Origin of the sequence: Streptomyces sp. SUK 48 (genome assembly GCF_009650765.1) — a bacterium.
GTDB lineage: Bacteria > Actinomycetota > Actinomycetes > Streptomycetales > Streptomycetaceae > Streptomyces.
In genome coordinates, this window is sequence record NZ_CP045740.1 from 3,906,352 (window position 1) to 3,932,700 (window position 26,349).

Annotated in this window: 20 protein-coding genes and 1 pseudogene; 10 read left to right on the forward strand and 11 right to left on the reverse strand. The window is 69.0% G+C overall.

Going from position 1 to position 26,349, the window contains the following annotated elements; all coding sequences use genetic code 11:
- The first annotated feature begins 67 nt into the window (after nt 1-67).
- From GHR20_RS16840 to GHR20_RS16875, 8 genes are all read left to right on the forward strand, one after another.
- Entirely contained in the window at nt 68-499 is a 432-nt protein-coding gene (locus GHR20_RS16840; RefSeq protein WP_153813616.1) for an ATP-binding protein, read from the forward strand.
- Between the two features lie 18 nt (nt 500-517).
- Nucleotides 518-1,822, forward strand: coding sequence for a UDP-N-acetylglucosamine 1-carboxyvinyltransferase (locus GHR20_RS16845; RefSeq protein WP_153816014.1), 1,305 nt, complete (start codon nt 518-520; stop codon nt 1,820-1,822).
- Complete coding sequence (locus GHR20_RS16850; RefSeq protein ID WP_153813617.1) at nt 1,819-3,054, forward strand: metallophosphoesterase; 1,236 nt, start codon at nt 1,819-1,821, stop codon at nt 3,052-3,054. The genes GHR20_RS16845 and GHR20_RS16850 overlap by 4 nt, the downstream gene beginning before the upstream one ends.
- The gene (gene dcd, locus GHR20_RS16855) at nt 3,051-3,590 is read left to right on the forward strand and encodes a dCTP deaminase (RefSeq protein WP_153813618.1); all 540 of its coding nucleotides are present in this window, start codon (nt 3,051-3,053) and stop codon (nt 3,588-3,590) included. Before GHR20_RS16850 ends, dcd begins: the two co-directional genes overlap by 4 nt.
- A complete protein-coding gene (locus tag GHR20_RS16860) occupies nt 3,587-4,123 on the forward strand; it encodes a deoxycytidine triphosphate deaminase (protein ID WP_153813619.1) in 537 nt (178 codons plus the stop codon). Before dcd ends, GHR20_RS16860 begins: the two co-directional genes overlap by 4 nt.
- A complete protein-coding gene (locus tag GHR20_RS16865; protein WP_153813620.1) occupies nt 4,120-5,235 on the forward strand; it encodes a glycosyltransferase family 4 protein in 1,116 nt (371 codons plus the stop codon). Before GHR20_RS16860 ends, GHR20_RS16865 begins: the two co-directional genes overlap by 4 nt.
- 93 nt (nt 5,236-5,328) lie before the next feature.
- Complete coding sequence (locus GHR20_RS16870; protein ID WP_153813621.1) at nt 5,329-6,372, forward strand: serine hydrolase domain-containing protein; 1,044 nt, start codon at nt 5,329-5,331, stop codon at nt 6,370-6,372.
- A gap of 424 nt (nt 6,373-6,796) precedes the next feature.
- Nucleotides 6,797-8,596: a hypothetical protein gene (locus tag GHR20_RS16875; protein WP_153813622.1), complete on the forward strand. Its 1,800-nt coding sequence runs from the start codon at nt 6,797-6,799 to the stop codon at nt 8,594-8,596.
- Nucleotides 8,597-9,181: 585 nt separating this feature from the next.
- Here GHR20_RS16875 and GHR20_RS16880 read toward each other — a convergent pair.
- The 10 genes and pseudogenes from GHR20_RS16880 to GHR20_RS16925 form a co-directional block, all read right to left on the reverse strand.
- Nucleotides 9,182-9,675 (reverse strand): annotated as a pseudogene (locus GHR20_RS16880) (LacI family DNA-binding transcriptional regulator); the annotation flags it as partial.
- Between the two features lie 90 nt (nt 9,676-9,765).
- Nucleotides 9,766-11,787: a restriction endonuclease gene (locus tag GHR20_RS16885; RefSeq protein ID WP_194858902.1), complete on the reverse strand. Its 2,022-nt coding sequence runs from the start codon at nt 11,785-11,787 to the stop codon at nt 9,766-9,768.
- 730 nt (nt 11,788-12,517) lie between these two features.
- On the reverse strand, nt 12,518-12,997 hold the full coding sequence (locus GHR20_RS16890; RefSeq protein WP_153813624.1) for a hypothetical protein: 480 nt from the start codon (nt 12,995-12,997) through the stop codon (nt 12,518-12,520).
- Nucleotides 12,998-13,107: 110 nt separating this feature from the next.
- Nucleotides 13,108-14,946, reverse strand: a complete 1,839-nt coding sequence (locus tag GHR20_RS16895) for an alpha/beta hydrolase (RefSeq protein WP_153813625.1) — start codon at nt 14,944-14,946, stop codon at nt 13,108-13,110.
- 9 nt (nt 14,947-14,955) lie between these two features.
- Entirely contained in the window at nt 14,956-15,420 is a 465-nt protein-coding gene (locus GHR20_RS16900) for a hypothetical protein (RefSeq protein ID WP_153813626.1), read from the reverse strand.
- A 175-nt stretch (nt 15,421-15,595) separates the two neighbouring features.
- Nucleotides 15,596-16,132, reverse strand: coding sequence for a hypothetical protein (locus tag GHR20_RS16905; protein WP_153813627.1), 537 nt, complete (start codon nt 16,130-16,132; stop codon nt 15,596-15,598).
- 143 nt (nt 16,133-16,275) lie between these two features.
- Nucleotides 16,276-17,961 carry a cytochrome c oxidase subunit I gene (gene ctaD, locus GHR20_RS16910; RefSeq protein WP_243878359.1) on the reverse strand — a complete coding sequence of 562 codons (1,686 nt, stop codon included), beginning with the start codon at nt 17,959-17,961 and terminating at the stop codon, nt 16,276-16,278.
- 230 nt (nt 17,962-18,191) lie between these two features.
- Nucleotides 18,192-18,968: an SseB family protein gene (locus GHR20_RS16915; protein WP_153813629.1), complete on the reverse strand. Its 777-nt coding sequence runs from the start codon at nt 18,966-18,968 to the stop codon at nt 18,192-18,194.
- Between the two features lie 244 nt (nt 18,969-19,212).
- A complete protein-coding gene (locus GHR20_RS16920; RefSeq protein ID WP_153813630.1) occupies nt 19,213-19,872 on the reverse strand; it encodes a vitamin K epoxide reductase family protein in 660 nt (219 codons plus the stop codon).
- Nucleotides 19,873-20,016: 144 nt separating this feature from the next.
- A complete protein-coding gene (locus tag GHR20_RS16925) occupies nt 20,017-20,304 on the reverse strand; it encodes a metal-sensitive transcriptional regulator (protein ID WP_111583148.1) in 288 nt (95 codons plus the stop codon).
- Nucleotides 20,305-20,407: 103 nt separating this feature from the next.
- On the opposite strand from GHR20_RS16925, the gene GHR20_RS16930 reads away from it, so the two are divergent.
- Together GHR20_RS16930 and GHR20_RS16935 are read left to right on the forward strand one after the other, a co-directional pair.
- Entirely contained in the window at nt 20,408-22,504 is a 2,097-nt protein-coding gene (locus tag GHR20_RS16930; RefSeq protein WP_153813631.1) for an NAD(+) synthase, read from the forward strand.
- Nucleotides 22,505-22,693: 189 nt separating this feature from the next.
- Nucleotides 22,694-24,466: an NAD-binding protein gene (locus tag GHR20_RS16935; protein WP_148024512.1), complete on the forward strand. Its 1,773-nt coding sequence runs from the start codon at nt 22,694-22,696 to the stop codon at nt 24,464-24,466.
- 45 nt (nt 24,467-24,511) lie between these two features.
- Here GHR20_RS16935 and GHR20_RS16940 read toward each other — a convergent pair whose 3' ends face one another.
- Nucleotides 24,512-26,284, reverse strand: a complete 1,773-nt coding sequence (locus GHR20_RS16940) for a prolyl oligopeptidase family serine peptidase (RefSeq protein ID WP_194859125.1) — start codon at nt 26,282-26,284, stop codon at nt 24,512-24,514.
- Nucleotides 26,285-26,349: the final 65 nt, after the last annotated feature.

Here is a 26,349-nt window from a genome sequence, read left to right on the forward strand (position 1 = left end):
ACGGCCTGGCTCGGCTTGTGCCTGGCGCGGTTCGGTGGAGGAGCCGCACCGATCCAGGAGGTCACTCATGGAAGTGCACCAAGTCCGTTTCCCCGTCTCCGGCACACCTGCTGCGGCTACGGCCGCACGGCGGCAGCTCGCGGGCGCGATACGGACCTGGGATGCGTTCCTGGGGCCCGAACTCCTGGACACGGCGGAGCTGGTGGCCGCCGAGCTGATCACGAACGCGGTACGGCACGCGGGACACGGGCCGATCTCGGCTGGCGCGCGCCTGAGCGACGTGCGGCTGCTGATCGAGGTGACAGACACCAGCCCCGACGTCCCGCAGGTCGGTCTGCCCGACACGGACGAGGAAGGAGGACGGGGCCTGTTCCTCGTCGCCGCGCTCGCGGATCGCCACGGATTCGATCAGGTGCCACGAGGCAAGCGCTGCTGGGCCGAGTTCAAGGTCAGCGCACCGCCTCAGCCCTCCGAACGCTTTCCCTTGCAGAGGAGTTGACTGTTGACAGCCGTACGGATTCCCCCAGTCGCAGCCGAAGTAGTCGCCATCCGGCCCGGCAGCCCCCTTACCGGTTCCGTTGGTGTCGACGGGTCCAAGAACGCGGCCTTGCCCCTGCTGGCCGCCGCTGCGGCGATGCACCGGCCGGTGCATGTGGGCAACGTTCCGAGGAACACCGACGTCGAGACCATGCTCACCCTGCTTCAGCAGGCCGGCTGGCACACGGCCCGCCCCGTCAGCGATCCACACACCGTGGTGATCCTGCCGAGCGACAAGATCCAGCCGGGCCCTGACCCCGACACCGCCGCCCGCATCCGGGCCTCGTACTACCTCGTACCCGCGCTGCTGGGCGCATACGGGCGAGCCCGGCTCCCCTGGCCGGGCGGCTGCCGCATCGGGCAGCGCGGGATGGAGCAGCACTTCAAGGTCTACGAGCGCTTCGGTGATCGCATGACCGTCGACGACCACGGCTACCTCGTGGAGGCGGCATCCGCCCCGACCGGCACGGTTTCGATCATGCTGCCCTTCCGCTCTCGGGGCGCGAGCATCGCCGCTCTCCTGCGTGCGGTCGTAGCCGGACGGCCGCTGCGTCTTGGCCAGCCGAACCTGTCACCGGAAGTGCTCAGCATCGTCGAAGCATTGGAGGTGGCCGGATGGGAGTGCCGGGTCAGCGAGTCCGTACTGACGCTCGCGGCACCCCCGGCTGCCCCCACCGGGACCATCACCTGGAGAGTGCCCGGCGACAAGATCGAGGCCGGAACGCTGGCCTGTGCGGTCGCGGCGACCGGCGGCGACGCGCGCATCTGCGGCGTACGCGGCGATGACGTTGCTCCCCTGGTCGCCGCCCTGCGATCGCTCGGCGTACCCGCCGAGACCGAGGGCGACGTGCTCGCGGTGCAGGCTCGGGGCTCCCACCCTGCCGACAAGCCGCTGCGAGCCATCGCCTCCCTCTCCCCCGGCGGCCTGGACGCCGACTTCGAACCGCCGCTGATGGCGTTTGCCCTCACCCGCCCCGGTACCCATCTGTTCGCTGACACCATCAACCCGGGTCGCCACGGCAACCTCTTACCGCAACTCGCCCGCCTGGGCGCCGAGATCCACGAGGTCTCGCCCACCGAGTGCCGCTTCACCGGCCCGCAGCAACTGGTCGGCGCCGGGGTGGAGGCAACCGACATCCGTACGGGCTCCGCCCTGCTCATCGCCGGCCTCACCGCTCGCGGCGTCACCACGCTCGGCGGCCTCGAACAGCTCCGGCGCGGCCATGCCGACCTGCCCACCAAGCTGCACGCCCTCGGCGCCGACATCTGCGAGGTCACCCCGTGAGCCGACAGCTCCGGCGGATCATCGCCACGACCGACGTGCATTCCGCCTTCGACTCGGCCGCAGGGATGCTCGCCCACCTCCACACCACCAGGGCCGACAGCCTGATCGTGGACTGCGGTGACTTCTTCGAGGGCAGCGGCTTCTACCGCTTGGGCAAGGGCCGGATCGAGCACCAGGTCCTCACCGGCCTCTACGACCTGCTCGCGCCGGGCAACCACGGCTGGCCGGCGTACTTCGAGTCGGCGCTGCACGAGATGACCGTGTGCGCCAACGCGGTCGACGAGAACGGCAAGCCCCTATTCGACCGCGTACGCATCAGACGCATCGGTGGCCGTCATGTTGCCGTCACCGCGGTGATCGGGCCGCAAGCGTTCAACGCGGTTCCCCTCGACCAGCGCGCTGGCCATCGCGTCACCGATCCGGCCCAGGCCCTGCGGAAGGTGATGCTGGAGCACCACCACTGCACCGACGCCTGGATCGTGTTGTCCCACTCCGGCTTCGACGAGGACCTGAAGCTCGCCGCCGCGTGCCCGTTCGTGGACGTCATCTTCTCCGGCCACTGTCACAGCGACACCTACGGCCCCGTGCGCATCGGCGACACCCTCGTCGTAAAGGGCCACGAGCTCGGCCTCGGATACGCCACCGCGGAGCCCGTCGGCAGCGGCTGGGGCGCCCGCGCGTGCACCTTCCCGGACTCGGTCGCGATCCCCGAGGGCCTCACCGCACTGCATGAAGAGATCAGCCTCGTGGCACGGACGCTGGCGAGCCCACTCGGCACGGTGAACGAGCCCTATCGCAACGCCCCGTTGGACCGGCGCCGCCTCTTGGCCGAGATCGCCGGCCGACTGCACTCCGGTCTCGGCGCGGACGCGGTCATCCTCAACGAGACCGCCCTGCGTTCCACCCCGCTCGGCCACACCCTGACCCTCGGCGACCTGCTGTCCATCGAGCCCTTCGACAACCAGCTCGTCCACGCCTTCCTCCCCGGCGAGTACACCCAGGGCCACGACAAGCTGCTCGACCATCTCACCGAACGCGTCGGTCCGCTGGTCATCACGCCCGAACCTCTGCCGTCCACGATACGCAGCGTGCTGACCACCGACTACCTCGCCGACAGCTACCTCAGCGGACGCACGCATCAAGCCGGACTCCGGCTGGGGCAGGCAGCACGAAGCGTCCTCGCCACGCCCTTCCCCTCGACCGCCAGCCTCATCGAAGGAGGCGAACAATGATCCTCACCGGACCCGAGATCACAGCCGCGACCCACGACGGCCGCCTGGTCATCAACCCCTTCGAGCCGGACCAGGTCAACCCCAATAGCTACAACGTCCGTCTCGGTCCGACGCTGCTGACCTACACCGCCGCCGAGATCGACGCCCACCGCCCCAACCTCACCCACGAGGTCGAGATCGGCCAGGGCGGATACGTGCTCCAGCCCGGCGAGCTCTACCTCGGCCACACGGTCGAGCACGTCGGCTCCGACACCTTCGTGCCGCTGCTGTTCGGCCGCTCCTCGGTCGGCCGACTGGGCCTGTTCGTGGAGATCACCGCCCCGATCGGAGACATTGGCTTTCACGGCCAGTGGACGCTGATGCTCTCCCCGATCCGTCCGTTACGCGTGTACGCGGGCATGAAGATCGGGCAGATCATGTTCTTCCTCTCCACCGGCGCCATCGACCTCTACCGCGGCAAGTACCAGGCCGCCGTGGGCCCCAGACCGTCGGCCTACTGGCGCGACCTTGCAAAACTTCGGACGGTGGCCTCGTGATCCTCACCGGCCCCGCAATCGCCGCCGCCGTCCAGACCGGTGAGATCACCATCGAGCCGTACGACCCCGCCCGGGTTTCCCCGAACGCCTACGACTGGCGTCTCGGCGACACACTCCGCGTCTGCGACGGTGACCTTGACGCCGCCACCCCTACCGCATTCATCGAGCAGCCCATCCCGGTCAACGGCCTGGTGCTACAGCCCGGGACGCTCTACCTCGGCGTCACGCTGGAGAAGACCGGTTCGGAGACGTACGCACAGATGCTCAACGGCGACCGCACCATCGGCACCCTTGGCATCTGGGTCCACGTCTCAGCCCCGCTCGGACACCAGGGCCACGCCATCCGCTGGACCCTGGAAATCCGTGCCGCCCGGCCTGTGCGCGTGTACCCGGGGATGACCTTCGGGAAGCTCGTCTTCCTCACGGCCTTCGGCGCCTCGTCCAGCTACCAGCAGCAGCACTCCAAGTACGCGTCGACGGAAGGCATCGGCATCTCCCGCCTCTATGAAGAGATTCCCGGAGGTGTCCTGTGAGCTCCCGCTCGACCACCGGGCCGCTGGCCGCCACTGTCCTGGACCTACCCGTTGGAAGCCCTGGCGGCAGCGTCGAGCTCTTCCTCGACCTCTACACGGGCGACCGCCCCCTCATTCCTGCACGCGCGTTCATGCTGGGCCCTTCGAATCCCAGGCGCCTTCTCCCCACTGGGCTCGACCTGCTGCCCGTGTCGGGGAAGTGCTTGGAGGGTTCCGCTTTCGGCCGCTACGTTGCGGCCCTTCGCAGGGCTCTCGCGATGGCGATCGATCCGGCCCAGATCGGCGTACTTCATCTGCAGCACCTCGCGTTCGGTGCGGCTCCCGCCCTGATGCGGGCGCTACCCCTGCATCCCCGTATCGCCTTGGTCCACGGCACGGACCTGATCTTCGCCGAGGCCCACCGCGACCAGCTCCAGGTCCTACGTGAGACCGCCAGGGCGGCCGATGCGATCGTCGTTCCGACGGGGGCCATGGCCGATCATCTCCTCAAACTCGCCCCACAGGTCGACCGACGAAAGATCACCCACATCCCCTGGGGGATCCCCGACCACCTGCTCACCGACCCGCTGGTCCGACCCATCCGCAGGTCCCCCAGCCACCTACGCCTGCTGTACGCAGGACGGCTGACCGCCGAGAAAGGTGTCGAGGCCCTGGTCAAAAGCGTGGCCCCGGTGCCAGGTGTTGAACTGAGCATCGCTGCCCCCAGAGCCCAGTTCCATGCCTTGGCCCCGCTACTGCAACGGGCTGGCGTGAGAGCCCGTTACCTCGGCTGGCTCCGCCGTCCACAGCTGTGGAGAGCGTTCACCGAGCACGACGTACTGGTCATGCCGTCAACCACCCTGGAGGCCATGGGCCTGGTCGCACTGGAGGCCCAAGCCTGCGGGCTGCCCGTCCTCTATCAACCCGTTCCCGGCCTCAGCGAAGCCCTCGCCGCCTCCGGCGTCGCCACCGACTTCACCCACTCTGCCGTCCTGGCCCGTGACCTCGACCGGCTGAGCACCTCCCCCGGCCTGTTGCCCGCCCTGAGGCAGGCGGGCTACGCGAATGCCGCGCGCTATCCGCTCTCGGTGACCGCACGGTCCCTGACCGAGCTCGGCCGCCAACTCGTCTGAACGGCCACCGAGCGGTCCGCCACGTCGCTGCCCGCCCCGCTCCGTGAACGTCACTACGCTGGCCGGCGGGATGCCGCAGCGAAGAGGGAGACCATGACGTACGACATCGAACGCATCGCGGCCCTGCTCGACGAGGGCGTTCGCGACAAGGTGTACCCCGGCGCGGTGTGGGCTGTCGGCGACGCCCATGCCATCCGCGCCCACGGCACCACTGGCGTCCTCGATCCCGGCGAGCCGGACGTGCCAATGCGCACCGACACCGTTTTCGACGCCGCCAGCCTTACCAAGATCCTCGCCGTCTGGTCATCCATCGGCGCTCTGTGGGAAGACGGTGCACTCAACCTCGACCAGCCGCTTGGCGGCTTCTGGCCCGAGGTCACCGGCCATCCGCTCGGAGCCGTTACCGCGCGGCAACTGTTGACGCACACAGCCGGCCTCCCCTTGCGGGCGCAACTGAAGAACCTCTACGGCACCGATAGGGACGACATCCGCCGCGGTGTGTTGCACGAGCAACTGCCCCGGCGCCCCGGCGAGGCCGTGGAATACACCGACCGGGCCGCCCTCATCCTCGGCTACCTCGCCGAACACCTCTCCGGCCAACCCCTGGACCAGCTGGCCACCGCCCGCGTCTGGCAACCACTGGGCATGAACTCCACCCGCTTCGGTCCACTGCCCGATGCGATCGCGGCCCGCTGTGCCCCGACCGAACTCGACCAGGACACCGACACCCACCTCAAAGGCGTGGCCCACGACTTCTCCGCCCGGCTCCTTGGCGGTGCGTGCGGCATCGCCGGCACCTTCACCGTTCTCGACGACCTCGCTACCTTCCTGCGCTACATGCTGGGCATCGGCACTGGAACGGGGCAAGCAGGCTTCGGCCCCACGTGGACCGCGAAGTCCCTGACCTCACAGACCGGTGCCCTGACACCCGTACGAGGTCTGTTCTGGCACCCCGCTCCGGCAACCGCGTCCACAGACAGTGTCTGGGTCCACTACGGGTTCACCGGAACCGGCATGTGGATCTCCCCGCACCAAGAACGGTGGGCGGTACTACTGACCAACAAGGTCTACTACACCCGTGACCGCCAGCCTCTGAGCGATGTTCGCAACACCTTCCGCGAGCTTGTCTTCGAGTGAGGAGGCGGCATCCGGCGCCACCGCGGAAAGGCTTCACCTCTAACTAGCACTGTGTCGAAGACCCCGTCGCTCGTTGCGAGCCCTTCGGCGTGCATGGCCCGAGCTGCTATTAGGGACTTTTGGTAAAAAAATACCCCCTTTACGGCTATCGGGTCACGCGGATTCCAACCCGAACTCAGATGCCTCGGAGCAGAACGGTGCGAGAGCATGTCTAGGACCCCATAGCGGCGGTCAGCTTTCGTGCAGAACGGCAGAGACGATGACCTCATACGCCTTCAAACTGTCCTATTCTCAGATTACTTGCGCGCGATGTGGGATAAATCGCATCCGAGGAGTCGACTGTCCCGACTGCGGTTGCAGGCCCCAGTCATGGGAGATCGACTCGAACAGCCTCGCACGTCGGCAGGCCGCACTTCGCGCGCAGGTGTTGCTCGCACAGACAGTCGCCCCAGCGCCCGAAGCGCTGCTCGGCACGACCGAATTCCTGCACGCTGACCTGTTCGGACGCCTCGGTACGTGGATGAGCGCCTTCCTTAAGGCGACAGCAGCAGCGGCAGCGGCGAACGGCCAGGGAACGCGGGACCTCGAGACCGCCGTCTCCGAGTTCGTCGAGTTGCGCGCCATGGTGCAGAACTCAGAGGCAAAACGCCCGCTGAGAGCGCTGGTCAAGGGCCTGCGTGCGGTTGTCAGTGAGCTGGAGTCCATGATCGATGCCTACCTCGCAGCGCTGTTGGCAGCTACCCCCTTGCAGGCACAGAACTATGGCTCTGTAGCGCAACGCCATATAGACCGTTCTGCACAGCTCGCGGAACAGGCCAATACCATCGCTGAGACGTTGAATGTGCTGACCAGAGAGCGGGATGTCGCTCAGATCCAAGCCGGGCTGCTGACCCGAACACTACGGGCTTATGAAGCACCTGACCTTCTGGCCCTCGACGCCGTTGGCCGTGGCAAACTGCAAGACCTGACATCCTCGCGCGGAGTTGTTGGCTCGGGACTTCTGTTTGCTACGAACCACGTGCTGGCTCAAAGCCTCTTCGACATCGATCAGTTTCGCGACGTTCTGCGTCGCGCCTATGAGGTCTTCCGCTCCAACCCAACCGCTCTACGCGAGTTGGCCGCGACGCCTTCCTTCGAGGAAGACTTTAGACGGGCGGTCTGGGAACTGTTCGACGGCTCCATGGAAGCAATCCACGCCGTAGACAACGCCACCCACTCCCGGCAGGCCGGCCGAGCACTGTTCGGCATCGCGTCATCTCTGGTCGAAGGGCCGGGCCAGGTCCTTGCCATCGTGCTGCTACGTGCATGCGGCCGCAAATCCGCCGCATACACGAACCTCCGACACAAGAACGCCACCGAACTTGTTGCGGCGGTCCAACAAGAACCAGCTCTGCATGGCCTCCTAGACGGACTGGACAACGATCTACGCACCGGTCGCGCTCACGCCTTGGTCCGCTACGAAGAGAAATTCGCGGTGATCGAGCGGAAGTCCAACACCCGCACCGTAGCCTGGACCGACGTGATCGATGGCATCTTCCAAGGCTATGAAACCGTCTACGCCTGTCAGCTCGCATTGCTACAGGCGCTGGGCGAGCTGGGGTTCGCCGGCTTCGGAACCGACGGCCTATGGCAAACTCTGGGCCTTACAGCCGAACAGATGGTCATCACTTCGCTGCAGACGATGAACTGCCAGGACGTAACTCTCACGGCTGATACGAAGCGCTGGCGCATCGAAGTTCGGGCACGGGCCGACACCCGGCTTCCCACCCTGATCGCCATGCTCCAGCCCTATCTGCCAGACGACTTGGACGAGCTGGTTCTCAAGGCGCACCAGAAGGGCAAAACCCACACCCTGGCCGGCCCCCTAGCCCCCTGGCGTGCCTACTCCGCAGCCCCGAAAGACGGTGATGCACAGGCCATCGCCCACCTTCGCGCCCAACTCACCTGGACCTACGACGATTCCCCCTGGGTTCCTGTCAACACCCTACGCAGGTGGACAGCTTTGCAAGCAGCTGAAACGCTGGAATCGGCACCTGCAGCCGCTGTCGCCCACTTGCGTAGCCTTCGCGAGCTTGCAGTGCTCGCAGGTGATGACGAACTCGTATGGGCGCTGACCGGGGTTATTCGACATAAGCGCCTGGGTAAGAGTAGCGACGCCTCAGCGGAACTGTCCCTGCTGGGGACTTGGTGCAGTGCGTCGGCCAGCGTCCCTGAATGGTGGTAAGAGCGTGAGAGGTCGACCAACCCTCCGGCAAGACTTCACACATGCTATTTACACGAGCGTTGCGTGAGCGGACCGCGCAGACCAGCGCACCCCGGGGCGGATCGGCCAGCACTCAGAACCTCTTCTGACCAGGTGGTTCCGGACGTCGAAGCAGCGCTCGGAACCGCCCAGCAATGCGCTACCAAAGACTCCTAGAGAGCATCATCTTCAGCTACATGGTCTCCGTGGCTCCTCGTTGCCCCACCGCGCCTCACAGGGAGCCATTTGGGAGCCAACCTGCTCCCCCAGCCCCCGCGACACCCCGCGAGCCCGCCCGGCACCAAGGACGTGACCTGGGCAAACGTCATCTCCAGAGGTAAAGTCACTGCCCGAACCGCATTCGGGACGAAGAGGTCGTGGGTTCAAATCTCGCCACCCCGACAGCTGAAACACCAAGTCAGGCCCGGTTTCCAGAAATGGAAACCGGGCCTGACTTGTTCTCCGGTGCCCGTTCGGGAGTGAACAGGGAGTAGATCATGGAAATCTCGCTGCCATGAAGGTTCTCGGGCCAGTTCGACTGACGTGGCGGCGGCACCGAGCGGCCTCGTGCCCCATCCGCTCGTCCATGAGCTTGGGCGGGGTCCCAAGCTCCTTCATGACGGTCTTGTGGGAGTACCTGAGTCCGTGCGGCGTGAGGCCGCGTGCGATCGGGAGCCAGCACGCATCCGCTCGGCCCGAAGCATTCCTGCCCCACACTGGCACTCCCGGCCGCGGATCGGCCATCACCGGCACGCGGGATGCGCCCCCTGCGGGGCCTTCTTCGGGTACCACCCCGTCGTGGCCGACTGGAACAGCCAGGTCGCGAATCACGTCCGCCGCCAGTGCGCCGCTGTCTCTGCCGACTGGCCGGCGCGGACGTAGCCGAGTTCTGCGATGGCCTTCTGCACCCTGCTGCGCGTTCCCCCCGTGACTGCCCTTGGACGGTTCAGCACGTTGGAGACCATCGCCGCGGAGACGTCGGCTCGGCGGGCCACGTCCACCAGCTTCGCGCCGACGTGGCGGGCAGCGCCGTTGGCGGAGCCGTGGCCACGGAAGACGTAAGCGAGTTCGTGGCGAGACCGCCGAGTCCTATCAAGCAGCCGTCACCCTCGCCTCACTCCTGATGTGGGCGTGACATTTGACGACAATTCTTAGAGGCCCCTCTCAATCGAAGCCGCGATGGCGCGAAGGCGCTTCGCCGCCGATCGCGCGTCACCGATCCGGTAGGTCGCATAGCGCGGGTCCTGCACGTCCTCAATGCTCCGCACGATGTCCAGATCGAGGCGGTCGAACAGCCCGAACGTGTGGAGCAGTTCGTCGATGTTCGGCGCCAACGGCGACCCGCGCTCGATCAGCGAGACATCGCGCGCCGAAACGGCCTCCTCCGTCTCCGACTCGGTCTTGAGTCGGGAGATGACGAGGGACAGAATGTCGAGCTCACGCTGCCGCGTGTCGATGAGCCCGGCGAGCCTGGACAGACCGTCCGGCACCTCGAACAGCATCCCGACATCCGCCGGCCGCAGGCCGAGGGCCTCGGCGGAGCTGACGACTTGGCCCAACTCGTCGGCGGTGATGAGCGCCCACTGCTTCCGCTTGGCCATGTTCTTGATCGTGTCACCGCTGAAGGCGGGGCCGATGACCGCGACGTACTCCGCGGAACGCTTCTCCTTGTGCGTGTCGATTGCCACATCGCTCACGTTGTTGTGCGTGACCCGACCGGATGACGTCGACTTTCCTTCCACGATCGCGGTCCGCAACGACCCGTTGCCGTCGTACCACTGCACGAGGATGTCGGTGTCACCGGAACCGCTGATGCGCTGGGCACGGAAGCCCATGTGCCTGAACGCGCTCTCGATGTACACCTCAAACGCCACACCTGGTGCCGCGCCGTCGGCGCCCGGGGCGACGGCGCTGCGCTTCAGTGATTCCACGATGAGCGAAAGTTCATCCAGTTCACCCGGTTGACCCGGTGTGCTTTGCGCCAGGTCCGGCGACAGCTCCAGCTCCCCGGCGGCTTCCGGCAGGTGCGGTTCGGCGAGGGGGAGTGTCTCGATGAGACGTAGCCCGGTCGCCGTGGCCTGGACCGACGACCAGGACGTCTCGATGAGCAGGCCCGATTCGAGCATGAAGGCCGTGAGCCACCGCACCTTGTCCTTGTTCAAGCCGTACGTGATGCCTTCCCGGTACACGTCGTTCCTCGGAACATTGACCTTCGCCGCACGGATCAGCTCGCCGACGAACTTCATGTTCGCGTGAAGGATCCGGATGAAGTCGATGTCCGATCCCGACCGCAGCCACGCCTTGGCGGCCGGCGTTGCGGTGAACACCCCGCGGCGGACCTCCAGAAGCAGCCCGGCGGCCCGCATGAACGGCAGCATGGAGTCGACGCTGCTGCGCTTCAGCCCGAACCGGTTCGCGATAAAGCTCAGCAGCGCGTCCTTCTCCATCTGGTCCTCTGCGGCCGCGATGCACGTACGCAGGTTCTCGATCTTGTTGGGGTCCTCCTTCGGGCTCGGAACCCAGATGTTGTAGGTGTTCCTGGCCTCCTGGGCGCCGTCGGTCACGGCCAAGTGCGCGAGGAGGGCAGCGATCTCCTCCGGGGCTTCGGGAATGTCGACCACTTCGCCCGAGTCGGGCAAGGCCAGGGCCGAAGGCGTCACGACTTCCCAAGTGGCGAAGAGCGATCGTCCCTCAGCGGTCGCGCTCTGCTTCCGCTCTCCCAGCCATTCGGTCAGACCCAGGACTTCGAGCCAGGTCATGCGGAGGCGCGTGTTGTTGACGGTCGTCCAGTCGAGGTTGTACGACTCGATCAACTCGGCATTGACCTCTTCGACCGTCAGCGGTTCGCGCACGAGGAGCCTGAGCACCTCGGCGAACAGCCGGATCCGCTCGGCCATCAAAGAGGCGAGACGTGAGCGCGACTCGTCCGCGAGCAGTTCGGACCCCTCGGAGGTCAGTTGAAGAATCCCTTTTCGATTCTGGACCAACCCCATCGCACGCAAAACGTACGAGTACTTCCGCCAGGACTTCGACGACTCTACACTTGACAGCTGTGGCCGCGCGTCGAGATCCGTGGCCTCACCATCGCCGATCCGGCGGACGAGCTCAAGGGTGAGCGGGAACATCTCGTCCTTCCCGCAAAGGGGGTTCGGTGCGGAGGACGCCTGCTGCATCCACCTGTTCCGCTGCGCCCCGAGAGTGGGCACGCTCGGGACGGTGGTCCGTTCGCTGGTCTCGCTGAAGAGGTCCGGAGTCATTCTGGTACAGCCGTTCCGTTTATATCGCTGGCCGGTAACTCGGCAGAGACTACTGCCATGCCCGCACGCTACTTCCCACCACTGACAGGCGATATCCAGCTCCCGATTGTGAAACCTGAACTGATCGATCAACAGCTGATCCGGATCGAATACGCCACTCTCCGCACGACTGCTAGTGCCCTGAGTTAGGGATTCATTGGCAGTAGGCGGCGGTTTTGCCGAGGTCTCGTCGGCTGTCTTGGTCCAGATGAACGGTCTGGGGTGCTCGTTCCAGTCGGCGAGCCAGGCTCGGATGTCGCGTTCGAGTGCCTGAACGGATCCGTGGACGCCACGCTTGAGCTTCTTCCGTGACCTAGTGCCCTTCGGCGCATCACGTGGGAGCCATCTGGGAGCCGACCCGCTCCCCAAGCCCTCCCTAAACTACGCGAGGACCATTGATCCCAACGCCCTGACCTGCGGAAAAGCCAAACAGGCAGGTCTCGATCTTGACCGAACCTCGTTCGGGACGAAGAAGTCGTGGGTTCAAATCCCGCCACCCCGACGCCGTAGTACCAGTTCAGGGGCCTGATCCGCTTAGCGGGTCGGGCCCCTGAGTGGTTTCTGGAGAGGAATGCGGCTTAGCCGCCGGTGGTTCGAAGGCCGAGGGCTAGGGACGCGTCGACCAGAAGTCGGAGTGGAGGTACGGGAGGCCCTTGGATTCCGGGGAGGCCGGGTTCAGGGGCTTGCGAGGAGGTTCGGTGACCTTCGACTCGGTGACGCACGGGGAGGTCACGTGGAAGCCGGCCTGGCCCTTGTAGCCGAACTCCAGGCTAATCTCGAAGCCGTCGGGCGCGGACGCGAAGATCGCCGGCATGTCGGCGCTGTTCCGGACAGACGTGATCCTGTACCCCTCCTTCTTCCAGAAGCGCTCCACGACACCGAGGAAGCCGCCGCGGCGCTCCGGCGAGATGATCGTCATCACGTAACGCCGGCGGCTCACCGAACCGGTACCAGTGCCGTCGTTCTTGAAGTCGGTGCAGCTGGAGTCGCTCGACGGCCCCCGCATGACCTCGACCGACGGATTGATCGCCTTGAGGGTCGCGTCGATGATCCCCTCGGCGTGGTCGGCCGCCTCCTGCATGTTCATGTTCTTCTCCTTCGGCGCGTCCGCCGTCCCTCTCTCGCTTCCGCTGCCACCGACGAGGCCACAGCCGGACATGACGAGGGTCGACGCCACCAGGGCCGCAACACGGGTTTTCATCGGTATTTGTCCCAGGTCACGAGGTCAGGACGGTCCGCGACGACGGCCGCGATGTTGGCAGCGGACACAGGGTCCTTGTCCCGGGCAGGGTTGAAGTAGTTGGAATGCGCCGGTGTCAGCCCCTGCCCGTCGAGCAACGGCACCGGACCGTCCGACACCTTGAACCGCCTGGCACCGAACGCCTCACTGGCCGGGTCCTTGCCGAACCAGAGGTCGTCGTCCCCCTGGTCCGCGATGTCCCCGAGGACATATGCGCCGATGGGACCACCACCGAGGTAGCCGACGGTGCCCGCCACGGCCTCCTTCTTCGACGGCAGGTGGGTGACGGGGTCGTTCGCGGCCGCGCCCACGAACACATGGTCCTTCCCGACCCCGAGATCTTCCGCATGATTGACGCCGGTACCAGGGCTCCCGACGAGGATGATGTCGTCGGCTCCGGGGATTCCTCCTGGCTCCTGCGTTGCCGCGCCCACGAGGCGGGAACCGTAGGAGTGCCCGATCGCGACCAGGTGCGGGTCCCTGTGATCGTTCGTCGCGGCGAGTCCGCCCATGAAGGAGTTGTACGCCGGTGCGCCCGCTTCCGCGTCGTGCGCGGACATCACATCCGCGTCGGACAACAAGGTGGCGGCATCCTGGGGAGCATCGAGCTGCGGCGGGTCGTAGCCCAGCCACACGATGGACGCGCTGGACGGATCGATGTTCCGGGCGTCGACCGCGGTGTCGTACGCGCGCTTCACATCGCCCCCGGCGAAACCCTTGTCCAGGGCGGTACCGAGACCGGGAACGTACGCCGAGACGTTCTTGGACTTGTCGGGGTTCCCGAACGCGACGACTGCGCGGCCGAGTCCCTCGTCGCCGATCCCCAGCAGGTACATGGGCGGCTCTTTGGGGTCCACCAACTGCTTCGCGGCGTTGTCCTGAAGCTGCTGCCGGATGCTCTGGAGAGCGTCCAGCTGCGTCTTGGCCCGTTCACTGTCCTCGCCGGAGAGTTTGCCGATCAGAATGTCCAGGTTCTCGCGGTTGGCACCGTCCCGAACATCGGACGGAATGCCGTCCAGATTACCGATGATCTCGGGAAAGGCCCGCCTGTACTCATCGCGCTGCTCGTCGCTGAGGCCGTCCCACCACTTCTTACGGTCGGCAGGCGACTTATCGAGTGGAAGGTGCTCCTTGATGTACTCGCTCGCGGCCGAATCCACCGCGTCGGCATCGCCGGCCACGTCCGTCCACGTCTGGGTGTCGACCGTCAGCCCCGGTGCCGCCTCGAGCTTTTTCAACGCCTTGCTGTAGCGGTCGTCGATCTCCGTGGCTTCCTGCACGGCGTGGGCGATGCGGTCGGCGATGTCCTGGGCTTTCGCACGGTGCGGATTGGGGCTGAGCAGGCCGGACATGTCCGGACCGAGACCGTGGCCGAAGAAGCCGGTGACACCGGCCACCGTTCCGCCAGCGACCTTCTCTCCCGTCAGTTCGTTCTCGCCGCCGGCGGGATACGAGACGCTGCCGTTCGCGTCGACGGTGTACGACAGCGACTTCGCGTCATCGAGCGCCTCGATCAGGCGGCGACGAGGGGCGGCGATCTCGGACGAGAAACCGTTGAGTGCTCCGCACATCAGACCGCATTCGACCGTGGTGTAGGAGAAATTCCGCGAGAGCTTGGCCAGTTGCTTCTGCGCCGCGTCCGCCGCCTCGCCCTCGTTGGCCTTCTCCATGACCTTGGCGATGTGCTTGTCGATGCGGTCCTTGGCCGCGTCGGCCATGTCACTTATCGCGAGGTATCCGTCCGCCGCGTCCGCGTACGCGGCGGGGTCGACGGCCTGGAGCTTCTTGATGTCCATGCGTCCGGATCACCGGCCCTCGCCCGCGCCGCCGGCGGCGGACGCGATCCCGGAGCGCACCTTCAGCCCATCGATCTCGGCCTTGATGGCCTCGTCGTTCTTGAGCTGGTCGTTCCCCACTTTCTCCAGCACGCCGGCGAGTCCGTCGCACAGGTCGCCGATGTCCTTCACGCGGCGTTCCCAGGAGTCGTACACGCCCTTCTGGGCCGACTCGGTCGAACAGCCGGAACCCTTGCCGAGGCCGGTCTGACCGTGCTCCAGCTTCGTCAGCGCCTTGCCGACGTCGTCCCGCAGCTCACCCACGCCCTGTCCGGCCGCGGACCACGCCTTCTTGTCGGAGCGGAGCCTGCCGGATGCGCCATCACCGCTCTGGCTCGTGCCGTTCCGGTCGCCGGGTAACTGGTCGAGCCTCATCCGCGTGGAGTGCCGCTCCGCCGCGACGGCCTTGAGCTGCTCCCACTCGTCCCACGACATGCGTGGCCCCTCCCCCATGTCACGCGGTATGCCGCCGGATTGCGGTGCGCGTACGACCGCGACGCTGCGGCGGTCGAAGAGCACGGTACTGACACCACGCCGAGCGCCGCATCCGTAGTTGCCCCCTGCCGTCTGAGTACGCGTACTCAGACGGCAGGCCGGCCCTGGGCCGGGGTCAGTGCGGGTGGCGGTGGTGGTGGGTGTGGGTGGTGGCCAAGGTGAGGAAGAGGGTCAAGACGGCGGCGGGGATGGTGATCGTGGTCAGCCAGGCGGTCGGGGTTTCGGGGTGCTCGGCCAGGCGGAGGGCGGCGGTGATCGCGGCGGTGGTCAGGCCGGTGGTGAGGAGGACGGCGACCACGTAGCGGGTGCGGTCGGGGGCGGGTGGGGTCTGGGCGGGGGTCAGTTCCGTCCAGTGGGCGGCGGCTTCGCGTCTCTCGCGGGAGTGGTGGAGGGCTGCGGAGACGAGGAGGGCCGCGGCCAGGAGGGTGCCCGTCCCGGCGGTGGCGGCCGGCCACGTCCAGGGGTCGGTGGTGAGGAGGAGGACGGCGACGGCCGCGGCTGTCGCCCAGGCCGTCACGCAGGACGCCGCCCGCAGCCGGCGGGACACCGGGCGGTCGGCGCCCGCGCGGAGGTCGGCGAGGGCCGGGAGGTACCAGACACAGCCGGCGGCGGTCACCGCGGCGGTGGCCAGGGCCGGTACGGGATGCGCCATGGCGCGGGTCTCTCTTTCGGGTCTTGTCAGGGTCGAGGGGCCCCGCGGGGTTGTCGTCACCCGCCGGATTCGCGTGGGCGGGGCGCCTCCCCGTCTCGGCGGTGGCCGTGCGCCGGCCCCCGGCAGGTTCCGGGAGGAGAGCCCTAGACCGCCGCCCCCGCCCCCGCCTCCGCCTCGAGGGCCGCGATCTCCGGGTGGTGCAGGTCGAAGGCCGGGGACTCGCTGCGGATGCGCGGCAGGGTCGTGAAGTTGTGGCGCGGGGGCGGGCAGGAGGTGGCCCACTCCAGGGAGCGGCCGTAGCCCCAGGGGTCGTCCACGCCCACCGGCTTGGCGTACTTGGCGGTCTTCCAGACGTTGTAGAAGAACGGCAGGACGGACAGGCCGAGGAGGAACGAACCGATCGTGGAGATGGTGTTGAGGGCGGTGAAGCCGTCGGTGGCCAGGTAGTCGGCGTACCGGCGCGGCATGCCCTCGGCGCCCAGCCAGTGCTGGACGAGGAAGGTGAGGTGGAAGCCCGCCGTCAGCGTCCAGAAGGTGATCTTCCCGAGGCGTTCGTCCAGCATCTTGCCGGTGAACTTCGGCCACCAGAAGTGGAATCCGGCGAACATCGCGTACACGACCGTACCGAAGATCGTGTAGTGGAAGTGGGCCACCACGAAGTACGAGTCGGAGACGTGGAAGTCCAACGGCGGCGAGGCCAGGATGACGCCCGTCAGACCGCCGAAGACGAAGGTGATGAGGAAGCCGGTCGTCCACAGCATCGGCGTCTCGAAGCTGAGCGAACCCTTCCACATGGTGCCGATCCAGTTGAAGAACTTCACCCCGGTCGGCACCGCGATCAGGAAGGTCATGAAGGAGAAGAAGGGCAGCAGCACGCCGCCCGTGACGTACATGTGGTGGGCCCACACCGTGACCGACAGGCCCGCGATGGAGATCGTCGCGGCGACCAGGCCCATGTAGCCGAACATCGGCTTGCGGGAGAAGACCGGGATGACCTCGGAGACGATGCCGAAGAACGGCAGCGCCAGGATGTAGACCTCCGGATGGCCGAAGAACCAGAAGAGGTGCTGCCACAGCAGGGCGCCGCCGTTGGCCGCGTCGAAGATGTGGCTGCCGAACTTGCGGTCGCACTCCAGCGCGAACAGGGCCGCGGCCAGGACCGGGAAGACGATCAGGACCAGGAGCGCGGTCAGCAGCACGTTCCAGACGAAGATCGGCATGCGGAACATGGTCATGCCGGGCGCGCGCATGCAGATGATCGTGGTGATGAAGTTGACCGCGCCCGCGATCGAGCCGAAGCCGGACAGCGCCACGCCCATGATCCACAGGTCGGAGCCGAGCCCCGGCGAGTGCACCGCGTCGGACAGCGGGGCGTACAGGAACCACCCGAAGTCCGCCGCGCCGTCGGGCGTCAGGAAGCCGCCCGCCGCGATCAGCGAGCCGAACAGGAACAGCCAGAAGGCCAGCATGTTCAACCGGGGGAACGCCACGTCGGGCGCGCCGATCTGCAACGGCATGATCCAGTTCGCGAAGCCGGTGAACAGCGGCATCGCGAACAGCAGCAGCATGATCGAGCCGTGCATGGTGAACGCCTGGTTGAACTGCTCGTTCGTCATGATCTGGAGCCCGGGCCGGGCCAGTTCGGCGCGCATCAGCAGCGCCAGCACGCCGCCGATCAGGAAGAACGCGAACGCGCAGACCAGGTACATCGTCCCGATCTGCTTGTGGTCCGTGGTCGTCAGCCACTGGATCCAGGTGGGCCGTGCGCGTCGTACGGCGGGCGGCCGCGGGCCGGCCGCGGTGACCTCGGCGCCCGGCCGTTCGGTCATCACCTTGTGTATCTGTGCCTCGTCCACCGGACGGCGTCCCTCCCAGCTGTGCATGTCGGAGCCGGGCCGGGAAGCGCCACGCGTGCGGGTGGTGGACCCGGCGCTTCCCGGCCCGCCACATGATCAGCCCGGGGGGACCCTCCGCCGATAGGGCCCAACAGGCCCGGCTGCGGCCGCCGGTAGGGCCGGGTGGCCCCTCTTGCCGGACGGGCCCCGGTCAGTGACGGCGATCAGTGGCGGCGGTACAGCGGGGTGCCGAAGACCGCCCGGTCCCCGGGTACGACCGCGAGGTCCAGCCCCCGGTCCAGGCGCACCCGCAGCAGGGGGTCCGCCGCCAGGTCGGCGGCCAGGTCACGCACCGCCTCGGCCACGTTGTGCGCGGCGGCGGGCAGTTGGCTGTCCGCCTCGGACGACGCCGGTACGACGACCAGCCGGGCGTCCGTGTCACCGGCGGCCGGCAGCAGATGGGCGCGGCTCACGGCGGGATGGCGGGCCAGGATCGTACACAGGGCCCCGGCGATCTCGGGGTCGCGCGGCGGGGGCAGATGGGGGCGGCGTTCGGCGACCGCGCGCAGGGCGGCGCCGGAGAGTGCGTAGAAGACCGGGCCGGAGAGGTCGATCAGGAGAGTCTCGGCGCCCGCGTGCCAGGCGGCCTCGACCGCCTGGCAGGCCGGGACCGGGGCGGGGCGGGCGTCGGGGCGCCAGCGGGCCAGCGCGTCCAGGCCGGTGAAGGCCGGCAGTCCGCGGCGGCCGTCGGGCAGGCGCAGGGTGGCCACCGCCATGTCGCTGGTCTTCTCGCCCTCGCGGCCGTCCGGGCCGGTCTCCCGCTCGCCGAGCACGGCGACGATCGGCACCAGCAGGCGGGCGTCCGCGAGCAGGGCGAGCAGTTCGGTCTCCGCCGAGACGGAGGGGGCCTTGGACCAGGCGGTCAGGGCGGCGGCGAGGCGGGGTTCGGGTGAGCCGTCGTCGCCCGCGAAGCCCGGGTCGGGGATGTTCTTGCGCTCCATCGCGCGACGCTAACCGGGGCGGGGCGGGCGGTGGCAGGGCCGGTCGGCCCCGGCCGCCTCGGAAACGGGGTCAGGGAAAGCCGGGGCGGAGAGAGCCAGGTCGGAGAAGGCCGGGGCGGAGAAGGCCGAGGCGGAGAGAGCCAGGTCGGAGAAGGCCGGGGCGGAGAAAGCGGGGTCGGGGAAGGGGGCGGGGAAAGGGGAGGGGAAAGGGGCGTCGGAGACAGCGGCGTCGGAGACAGCCGGCTCACAGCAGCGACACCCAGTAGTCCCACCAGCGCGTGGCGATCAGCATCACGATGCCGAGGTACCAGGTGAGCGGCACCACCCAGTGGAACTCCAGGACGCCCGCCACCACGGCGCGGGGCGCGCGGACGATGCCGTGCATCAGGTTGTGCGCGGTGGTGTACCAGAACATCGCGATGGTGGCGGCCCAGGCCAGGCAGCACCACAGGCACAGCGCGCCGATGTCGTACAGGGCCTGGCTCATCAGCCACATGCAGAAGCCCGCGCCGAACGCCGTGCCCGCGTTCAGGCCGAGCCACAACCAGCGCCGGAAGCGGGCGCCGGACAGCAGGGCGCAGCCGGTGGTGACCACGACGGGGTAGGCGGCGAGGCCGAGCAGGGGGTTGGGGAAGCCGAAAACGGACGCCTGGGCGCTGCGCATCACGCTGGAACAGGACAGCACCGGGCTGAGGTTGCAGGACGGGGTGAAGTGCGGGTCCTGGATCAGCTGGATCTTGTCGATCGTGATCACGAAGGAGGCCAGGATGCCGAGCGCGCCGGTCACGATCAGCAGCCAGGCGAAGGCGCGGGAGGCGGTGGTCGTGGCCTCGGGCGGGGCGGGCCGGCTGCCGCGCCGGTCCCGCTGCCGAGGGGTGGCGCCGGTGGTCGTGTCACTGGTCATCGGGCGTTCCGCCTTGCCGGTGGTGGTCGGGGGCCGACGGACCAGTGAAGTCAGGGCGAGCGGGGGCGGACAAGGGCCGAACGGCCCGCGCGCGGGTGTACGAGGCCCCAGTGACCCGAAAGGACCCGAGGGCCGGTCAGCGGATCACGCCAGCGACAGGAACAGCCGCTCCATCCGCGCCTTCATCGCCTCCGCGTCCTCCCCGTTCCTGCGCCCCGACTCGATGTCGGCCACGCACTGCTGGAGCCCCGTGGCGATGATCGCGAACCCGGCGCGGTCCAGCGCCCGCGAGGCGGCGGCCAGCTGGGTGACGACCTCCTCGCAGTCGCGGCCCTCCTCGATCATCCGGATCACCCCGGAGATCTGGCCCTGCGCGCGCCGCAGCCGGTTCAGGACGGCCTTCAGGGACGCGCCCTCAAGCTCCAGTTCCACGCTCACTCCTCGAGAAATACCCCTAGGGGTACTGTACGTCCGGGTTCGGGGCAAAGGCGAGCGCCCGCGACCGCCGTAGAGCAGAAGTTCTAGGCTTCCCCCTGTGAACTTCTGGTCGATCTATCAGCATGGCTTCGCGCGCGTCGCCGCGTGCACGGGCCACACCGTCATCGCCGACCCGGGCGCCAACGCCGTATCGGTCCTGCGCCAGGCGCGCCGGTGCGCCGAGGAGGGCGTCGCCGTCGCCGTCTTCCCGGAGATGGTGCTGTGCGGCTACTCGATCGAGGACCTGCTGCTCCAGGACCCGCTGCTGGACGCGGTCGAGACGGCCCTGGCGGAGGTGGTCGCCGGTTCCGCGGACCTGCTGCCGGTGCTGGTCGTCGGCGCCCCGCTGCGCCACCGCAACCGGATCTACAACTGCGCGGTCGTCGTGCACCGCGGCCGGATTCTCGGCGTTGCCCCGAAGTCGTACCCGCCGAACTACCGGGAGTTCTACGAGCGCCGCCAGATCGCCGGGGGCGACGACGAGCGCGGCGGCACCATCCGGCTCGGCGGCGCGGACGTGCCGTTCGGCGTGGACCTGCTGTTCGCCGCGGACGACGTGCCGGGCCTGGTGCTGCACGCGGAGATCTGCGAGGACATGTGGGTGCCGGTGCCGCCGAGCGCGGAGGCGGCGCTCGCCGGGGCGACCGTGCTGGCGAACCTCTCCGGCAGCCCGATCACCGTCGGCCGCGCCGAGGACCGCAAGCTGCTGTGCCGCTCGGCCTCCTCCCGCTGCCTCGCCGCGTACGTCTACGCGGCGGCCGGGCTCGGCGAGTCGACCACCGACCTGTCCTGGGACGGACAGACGATGATCTACGAGAACGGGGCGCTGCTGGCCGAGTCCGAGCGCTTCCCGCTCGGCGAGCAGTTCGCGGCGGCCGACATCGATCTCGACCTGCTGCGGCAGGAGCGCAGCAGGATGGGCAGCTTCGACGACAACCGCCGTACCCATGCCGCGCGCACCGGCGACTTCCGCACGGTCTCCTTCCTGCTGGACCCGCCGGTCGCCGCCGACCTGGGGCTGCGCCGCCGCGTGGAGCGCTTCCCGTTCGTGCCCGCCGACCCGGACCGGCTCGCCCTGGACTGCTACGAGGCGTACAACATCCAGGTCGAGGGGCTCCAGCAGCGGCTCGGCGCGATCGGCGGGCCCAAGGTGGTCATCGGCGTCTCCGGCGGTCTCGACTCCACGCACGCGCTGATCGTCGCCGCCCGCGCGATGGACCGCGCCGGGCGCCCGCGCAGCGACATCCTGGGCTTCACCCTGCCCGGCTTCGCCACCAGCGACCACACCAAGGACAACGCGCACCGGCTGATGCGGGCGCTCGGCATCACCGCGGCCGAGCTGGACATCACGCCGACCGCGCGGCTGATGCTCGAGGAGATGGAGCACCCCTTCGCCGCCGGCGAGCCGGTGTACGACGTCACGTTCGAGAACGTCCAGGCGGGCCTGCGCACCGACTACCTGTTCCGGCTGGCCAACCAGCGCGGCGGCATCGTGCTCGGCACCGGCGACCTCTCCGAGCTGGCGCTCGGCTGGTCGACGTACGGCGTCGGCGACCAGATGAGCCACTACAACGTCAACTCCGGGGTGCCCAAGACGCTGATCCAGCACCTGATCCGCTGGGTGATCAGCAGCGAGCAGTTCGACGCGGAGACCGGCGAGATCCTGGCCGCGATCCTGGACACCGAGATCAGCCCGGAGCTGGTGCCGGGCGAGGAGATGCAGTCCACCGAGTCGAAGATCGGCCCGTACGCGCTGCACGACTTCACCCTCTTCCAGGTGCTGCGCCACGGCTTCCGGCCCTCGAAGATCGCCTTCCTGGCCTGGCACGCCTGGCACGACGCGGGGTCGGGCGCCTGGCCGCCCGGCTTCCCCGAGGCCAAGCGGGTGGCGTACGACCTCGCGGAGATCGTGCGCTGGCTGGAGGTCTTCTGCCGCCGCTTCTTCGGGTTCGCCCAGTTCAAGCGCTCGGCCATGCCGAACGGGCCCAAGGTCTCGGCCGGCGGCTCCCTCTCCCCGCGCGGCGACTGGCGGGCCCCCTCGGACGGCAACGCCCGGGTGTGGCTGGCGGATCTGGCGCGGTTCGACTTCGAGAAGGCCGCGGCCGAGGTCGAGAGGACCCCGGACGAGGCCGAGAAGGCCGCGGCCGACCGCTGACGGGGACCGCCGGGGAGCCGTGGAGCCGTCACGGGGCCCTTCACGGGGCCCTTCACGGGGCCCTTCCCGGGGCCGAACGCCGGTGTGCGACACGGGCGTTCGGCCGCCCATGGAACCAGTCCTCCTCCTGAGGCAGTCTTTCCCCTCGTGGCGAGTGTTCCGTTTCAAGGGGGACCCGGCGCACCCCACATGGTGGTGTGCGGGGACGACGGGCTTGCGCACCGGCTGGCGGCCGAGTTGCGCGGGGTGTACGGCGAGCAGGTGACCCTCGTGGTGCCGCCGGCCGAGCGTGCGGCGCGGCCGCCGGTGGTCGGCCGGGCGCGGGCCGCGTCGGCGGCGCTGCTCGACCGGATGGTCAACGCGGCGGTCGGCGGCCGGCCCGCCGTGCCGGGGGCGGCCACGGCGGCCTCGCCGGTCGGCGAACCCGTCCTCGAAGCGCTGGAGTTGACCGAGGCGGTGCTCGCCGAGGCCGGGGTGGAGCGGGCCACCGCGCTCGCGCTGGTGCACGACGACGACGAGACCAACATCCGGGCCGCGCTCACCGCCCGCCGGCTCAACCCCCGGCTGCGGCTCGTCCTGCGGCTCTACAACCGGCGGCTGGGCCAGCACATCGAGGAACTCCTCGACCAAGCGGCCGCGTTGGCGTACGACGGCGGGGGCGACGCGTACGCGGAGGCGTCGACGACCGTGCTGTCCGACGCCGACACCGCCGCCCCGGCACTGGCCGCGACCGCGCTCGCGGGCACCAGCAAGGTCGTGCAGACCGAGGGACTGCTGCTGCGGGCGGTGGAACGGCCGCTGCCCACCGACTCCGGCCTGCACACCCTCGCCCTGCTCTCGGTCAACGACCCCACCGGCGGGGACCAGGAACCACGGCTGCTCCCGGCCGACGAGGAGGTGCGGGGCGCGGCCGGGCGGACGGCGATCGTGCTGGAGCAGGTGTCGACGGCGGGCGGCCCCGAGTCGGCGGCGCGCGGGGCGGGCGTCATCCCCTGGCTCAACTCGCTGTTCTCGCGGCGGCTGCGCTGGTCGCTGGCCGGCCTGGTCGGCTGTGTGCTCGCGCTGGCGATCGCCCTGTGGGCGGTGACCGGCATCCATCCGGTACGGGCCTTCTACCTCACCCTGCTCGACATGTTCGCCATCGACGACCCGGCGGTCGGCGCGCCGCTCGGCCGACAGCTGCTCCAACTCCTGTCCGCGCTGGTGGGGTTGCTGCTGCTGCCGGTGCTGCTGGCCGCGGTCCTGGAGGCGCTGGGCACCTTCCGCACCGCCACCTCGCTGCGCCGGCCGCCGCGCGGGCTCGGCGGGCATGTGGTGCTGCTGGGGCTCGGCAAGATCGGCACCCGGGTGCTGACCCGGCTGCGGGAGCTGAACGTGCCCGTGGTGTGCGTCGAGTCCGACCCCGAGGCACGGGGGCTCGCCACGGCGCGCAGGCTGCGGGTGCCGGTGGTGCTCGGGGACGTCACCCAGGAGGGGGTGCTGGAGTCCGCGAAGATCCACCGGGCGCAGGCCCTGCTCGCGGTGACCAGCGCGGACACCACGAACCTGGAGGCGGCGCTGTACGCGCGGACGGTACGGCCGGATCTGCGGGTGGTGCTGCGGCTGTACGACGACGACTTCGCCACGGCCGTCTACCGGACCCTGCGCGCCGCCTACCCGCACGCCCTGACCCGGAGCCGGAGCGTGACGCATCTGGCGGCGCCCGCCTTCGCGGGGGCGATGCTCGGCCGGCAGGTGCTCGGCGCGGTGGCCGTCGAGCGGCAGGTGCTGCTGTTCGCCGCCGTCGACGTGGACGGCCATCCGATGCTGGAGGGCCGCACGGTGGACCAGGCGTTCCGCCCCGGCTCCTGGCGGGTGCTGGCGCTCGCGGGCCGCAGCGACACCCCCGCCGATCATGTCCTGGCGAAGGGGGACCGGGTGGTGGTCGCCGTCACCCGCCGGGGCCTGGCCGCCCTGCGTTGACCCCTCCGGCCGGACGGCCGGAGGGGAGCGGGGCGGGCGGGACGGCTACGCCGGGAGGTGCCGCTTGGCGAAGTCCAGCTCCAGCGCCACCTGCTTGATGCGCTCGTCGACGACGAGGGAGCCGTGCCCGGCGTCGTAGCGGTACACCTCGTGGGGGGCGCCGAGGGCCTGGAGGCGGTGGATGTAGTTGTCGATCTGGCGGATGGGGCAGCGGGGGTCGTTGACCCCGGCCGAGATGTAGACCGGGGCCTTGACCTGGTCGACGTAGGTGAGCGGGGAGGACGCCTCGAAGCGCTCCGGGACCTCCTCGGGGGTGCCGCCGAGGAGGGTGCGGTCCATGGCCTTCAGCGCCTCCATCTCGTCGTGGTACGCCGTCACGTAGTCCGCGACCGGGACGACCGCGATGCCGACCGTCCACGCCTCCGGCTGGGTGCCGATGCCGAGCAGGGTCAGATAGCCGCCCCAGGAGCCGCCGGTGAGGACCAGCCGGTCGGGGTCGGCGAGGCCCGAGGAGACCGCCCAGTCGCGGACCGCCGCCACGTCCTCCAGCTCGATCAGGCCGACCCGGTGCTTGAGGGCGTCGGTCCAGGCGCGGCCGTACCCGGTGGAGCCGCGGTAGTTGACGCGGATCACCGCGTACCCGTGGTCGACCCAGGCGGCGGGGCCCGAGGCGAAGGAGTCGCTGTCGTGCCAGGTCGGGCCGCCGTGCAGGTCGAAGACGGTGGGCAGGGGGCCGCTCGCGCCCGCGGGCTTCTGGATCAGGGCGTGGATGCGGCCGCCGGGGCCCTCCACCCAGACGTCCTCCACCGGCACCGACGGCGGGCACTTCATGCCGGGCGGGTCCAGGACCACACCGCCGGAGGTGGACCGCACCACCGACGGCTCGGCGGAGGAGGACCACAGGTACTCCACGCTGCCGTCCGGGCGGGCGGTCGCCCCGGAGACGGTGCCGGGCGGGGTGGGGACACGGGTCAGCTCACGGCTCGCCAGGTCGTACCGGAACAGTTCGCTGCGGGCCTCGAAGCTGTGGGCGATCAGCAGGCCGGAGCCGTCCGGGTACCACTCGGCGCTGACGTCGCCGGGCAGCTCCAGGGCGAGGTCCGTCTCCTCCCCGGTGGTCACGTCCCACACCAGCGGCTCCCAGCGGCCCCGGCGCTGGTGCCCGATGAGCAGCCGGGTGTCGCCGTCGACCGGGGCGAAGCCCAGGACCTCCAGGCCCAGCTCCTCGGCGCCGCCCTTGGTGTCGTCCAGCTCGGCGACCGCCGAGCCGTCCGGGCGCAGCACGCGCAGCGCGGCGTGCATCGCGTCGCCGTGTTCGGTGTGCTCGATGGCGATCAGGGAGCCGTCGTGGGAGAGGTCGCCGACGCCCGCGGACTCGCGGTGCCGGTAGATCTCCACCGGGTCGGCGCCCGCGCGGGCCAGATGGATCGTCGTACCGTCCTCGTCCGTGGAGCGGCCGACGACGGCGGTGCGTCCGTCGCGGGCCAGGGCGAGGCCGGCCGGGTAGGAGGGGGCGAGACCCGGGACGGCCGGCTCGTCGGCGCCGCCGGTGAAGGGCTGGCGGCGCCAGACGCCGAACTCGTCGCCGTCCTTGTCGTCGAACCACCAGATCCAGGCGCCGTCCGGGGAGAGCGTGCCGTCCGTCGTGCCGTTCGGCCGGTCGGTGGCCTGGCGCTGCTCGCCCGTGGCGCGGTCCCACGCGTACAGCTCGTACGTCCCCGTCGCGTTCGACACGAACAGCGAGCGGTCCGGCGCGTCCTCGGCCCAGTCGGGCAGGGACACCCGCGGCGCCCTGAACCGCTTCTCCCAGTCCGGCATGTCCGCGCTGCCCGGCGCCTGCGGTGCGCTCGGCGTCGTGCTCTCAGTCTTGGCCCCAGTCATGC

Coding starts and splice junctions, on each gene's coding strand:
- GHR20_RS16840 (WP_153813616.1), top strand. CDS start 68: ATGGAAGTGCACCAAGTCCGTTTCCCCGTCTCCGGCACACCTGCTGCG.
- dcd (WP_153813618.1), top strand. CDS start 3,051: ATGATCCTCACCGGACCCGAGATCACAGCCGCGACCCACGACGGCCGC.
- GHR20_RS16870 (WP_153813621.1), top strand. CDS start 5,329: ATGACGTACGACATCGAACGCATCGCGGCCCTGCTCGACGAGGGCGTT.
- GHR20_RS16885 (WP_194858902.1), bottom strand. CDS start 11,787: ATGCAGCAGGCGTCCTCCGCACCGAACCCCCTTTGCGGGAAGGACGAG.
- GHR20_RS16890 (WP_153813624.1), bottom strand. CDS start 12,997: ATGAACATGCAGGAGGCGGCCGACCACGCCGAGGGGATCATCGACGCG.
- GHR20_RS16895 (WP_153813625.1), bottom strand. CDS start 14,946: ATGGACATCAAGAAGCTCCAGGCCGTCGACCCCGCCGCGTACGCGGAC.
- GHR20_RS16900 (WP_153813626.1), bottom strand. CDS start 15,420: ATGTCGTGGGACGAGTGGGAGCAGCTCAAGGCCGTCGCGGCGGAGCGG.
- GHR20_RS16905 (WP_153813627.1), bottom strand. CDS start 16,132: ATGGCGCATCCCGTACCGGCCCTGGCCACCGCCGCGGTGACCGCCGCC.
- ctaD (WP_243878359.1), bottom strand. CDS start 17,961: ATGACCGAACGGCCGGGCGCCGAGGTCACCGCGGCCGGCCCGCGGCCG.
- GHR20_RS16915 (WP_153813629.1), bottom strand. CDS start 18,968: ATGGAGCGCAAGAACATCCCCGACCCGGGCTTCGCGGGCGACGACGGC.
- GHR20_RS16920 (WP_153813630.1), bottom strand. CDS start 19,872: ATGACCAGTGACACGACCACCGGCGCCACCCCTCGGCAGCGGGACCGG.
- GHR20_RS16935 (WP_148024512.1), top strand. CDS start 22,694: ATGGTGGTGTGCGGGGACGACGGGCTTGCGCACCGGCTGGCGGCCGAG.
- GHR20_RS16940 (WP_194859125.1), bottom strand. CDS start 26,284: ATGCCGGACTGGGAGAAGCGGTTCAGGGCGCCGCGGGTGTCCCTGCCC.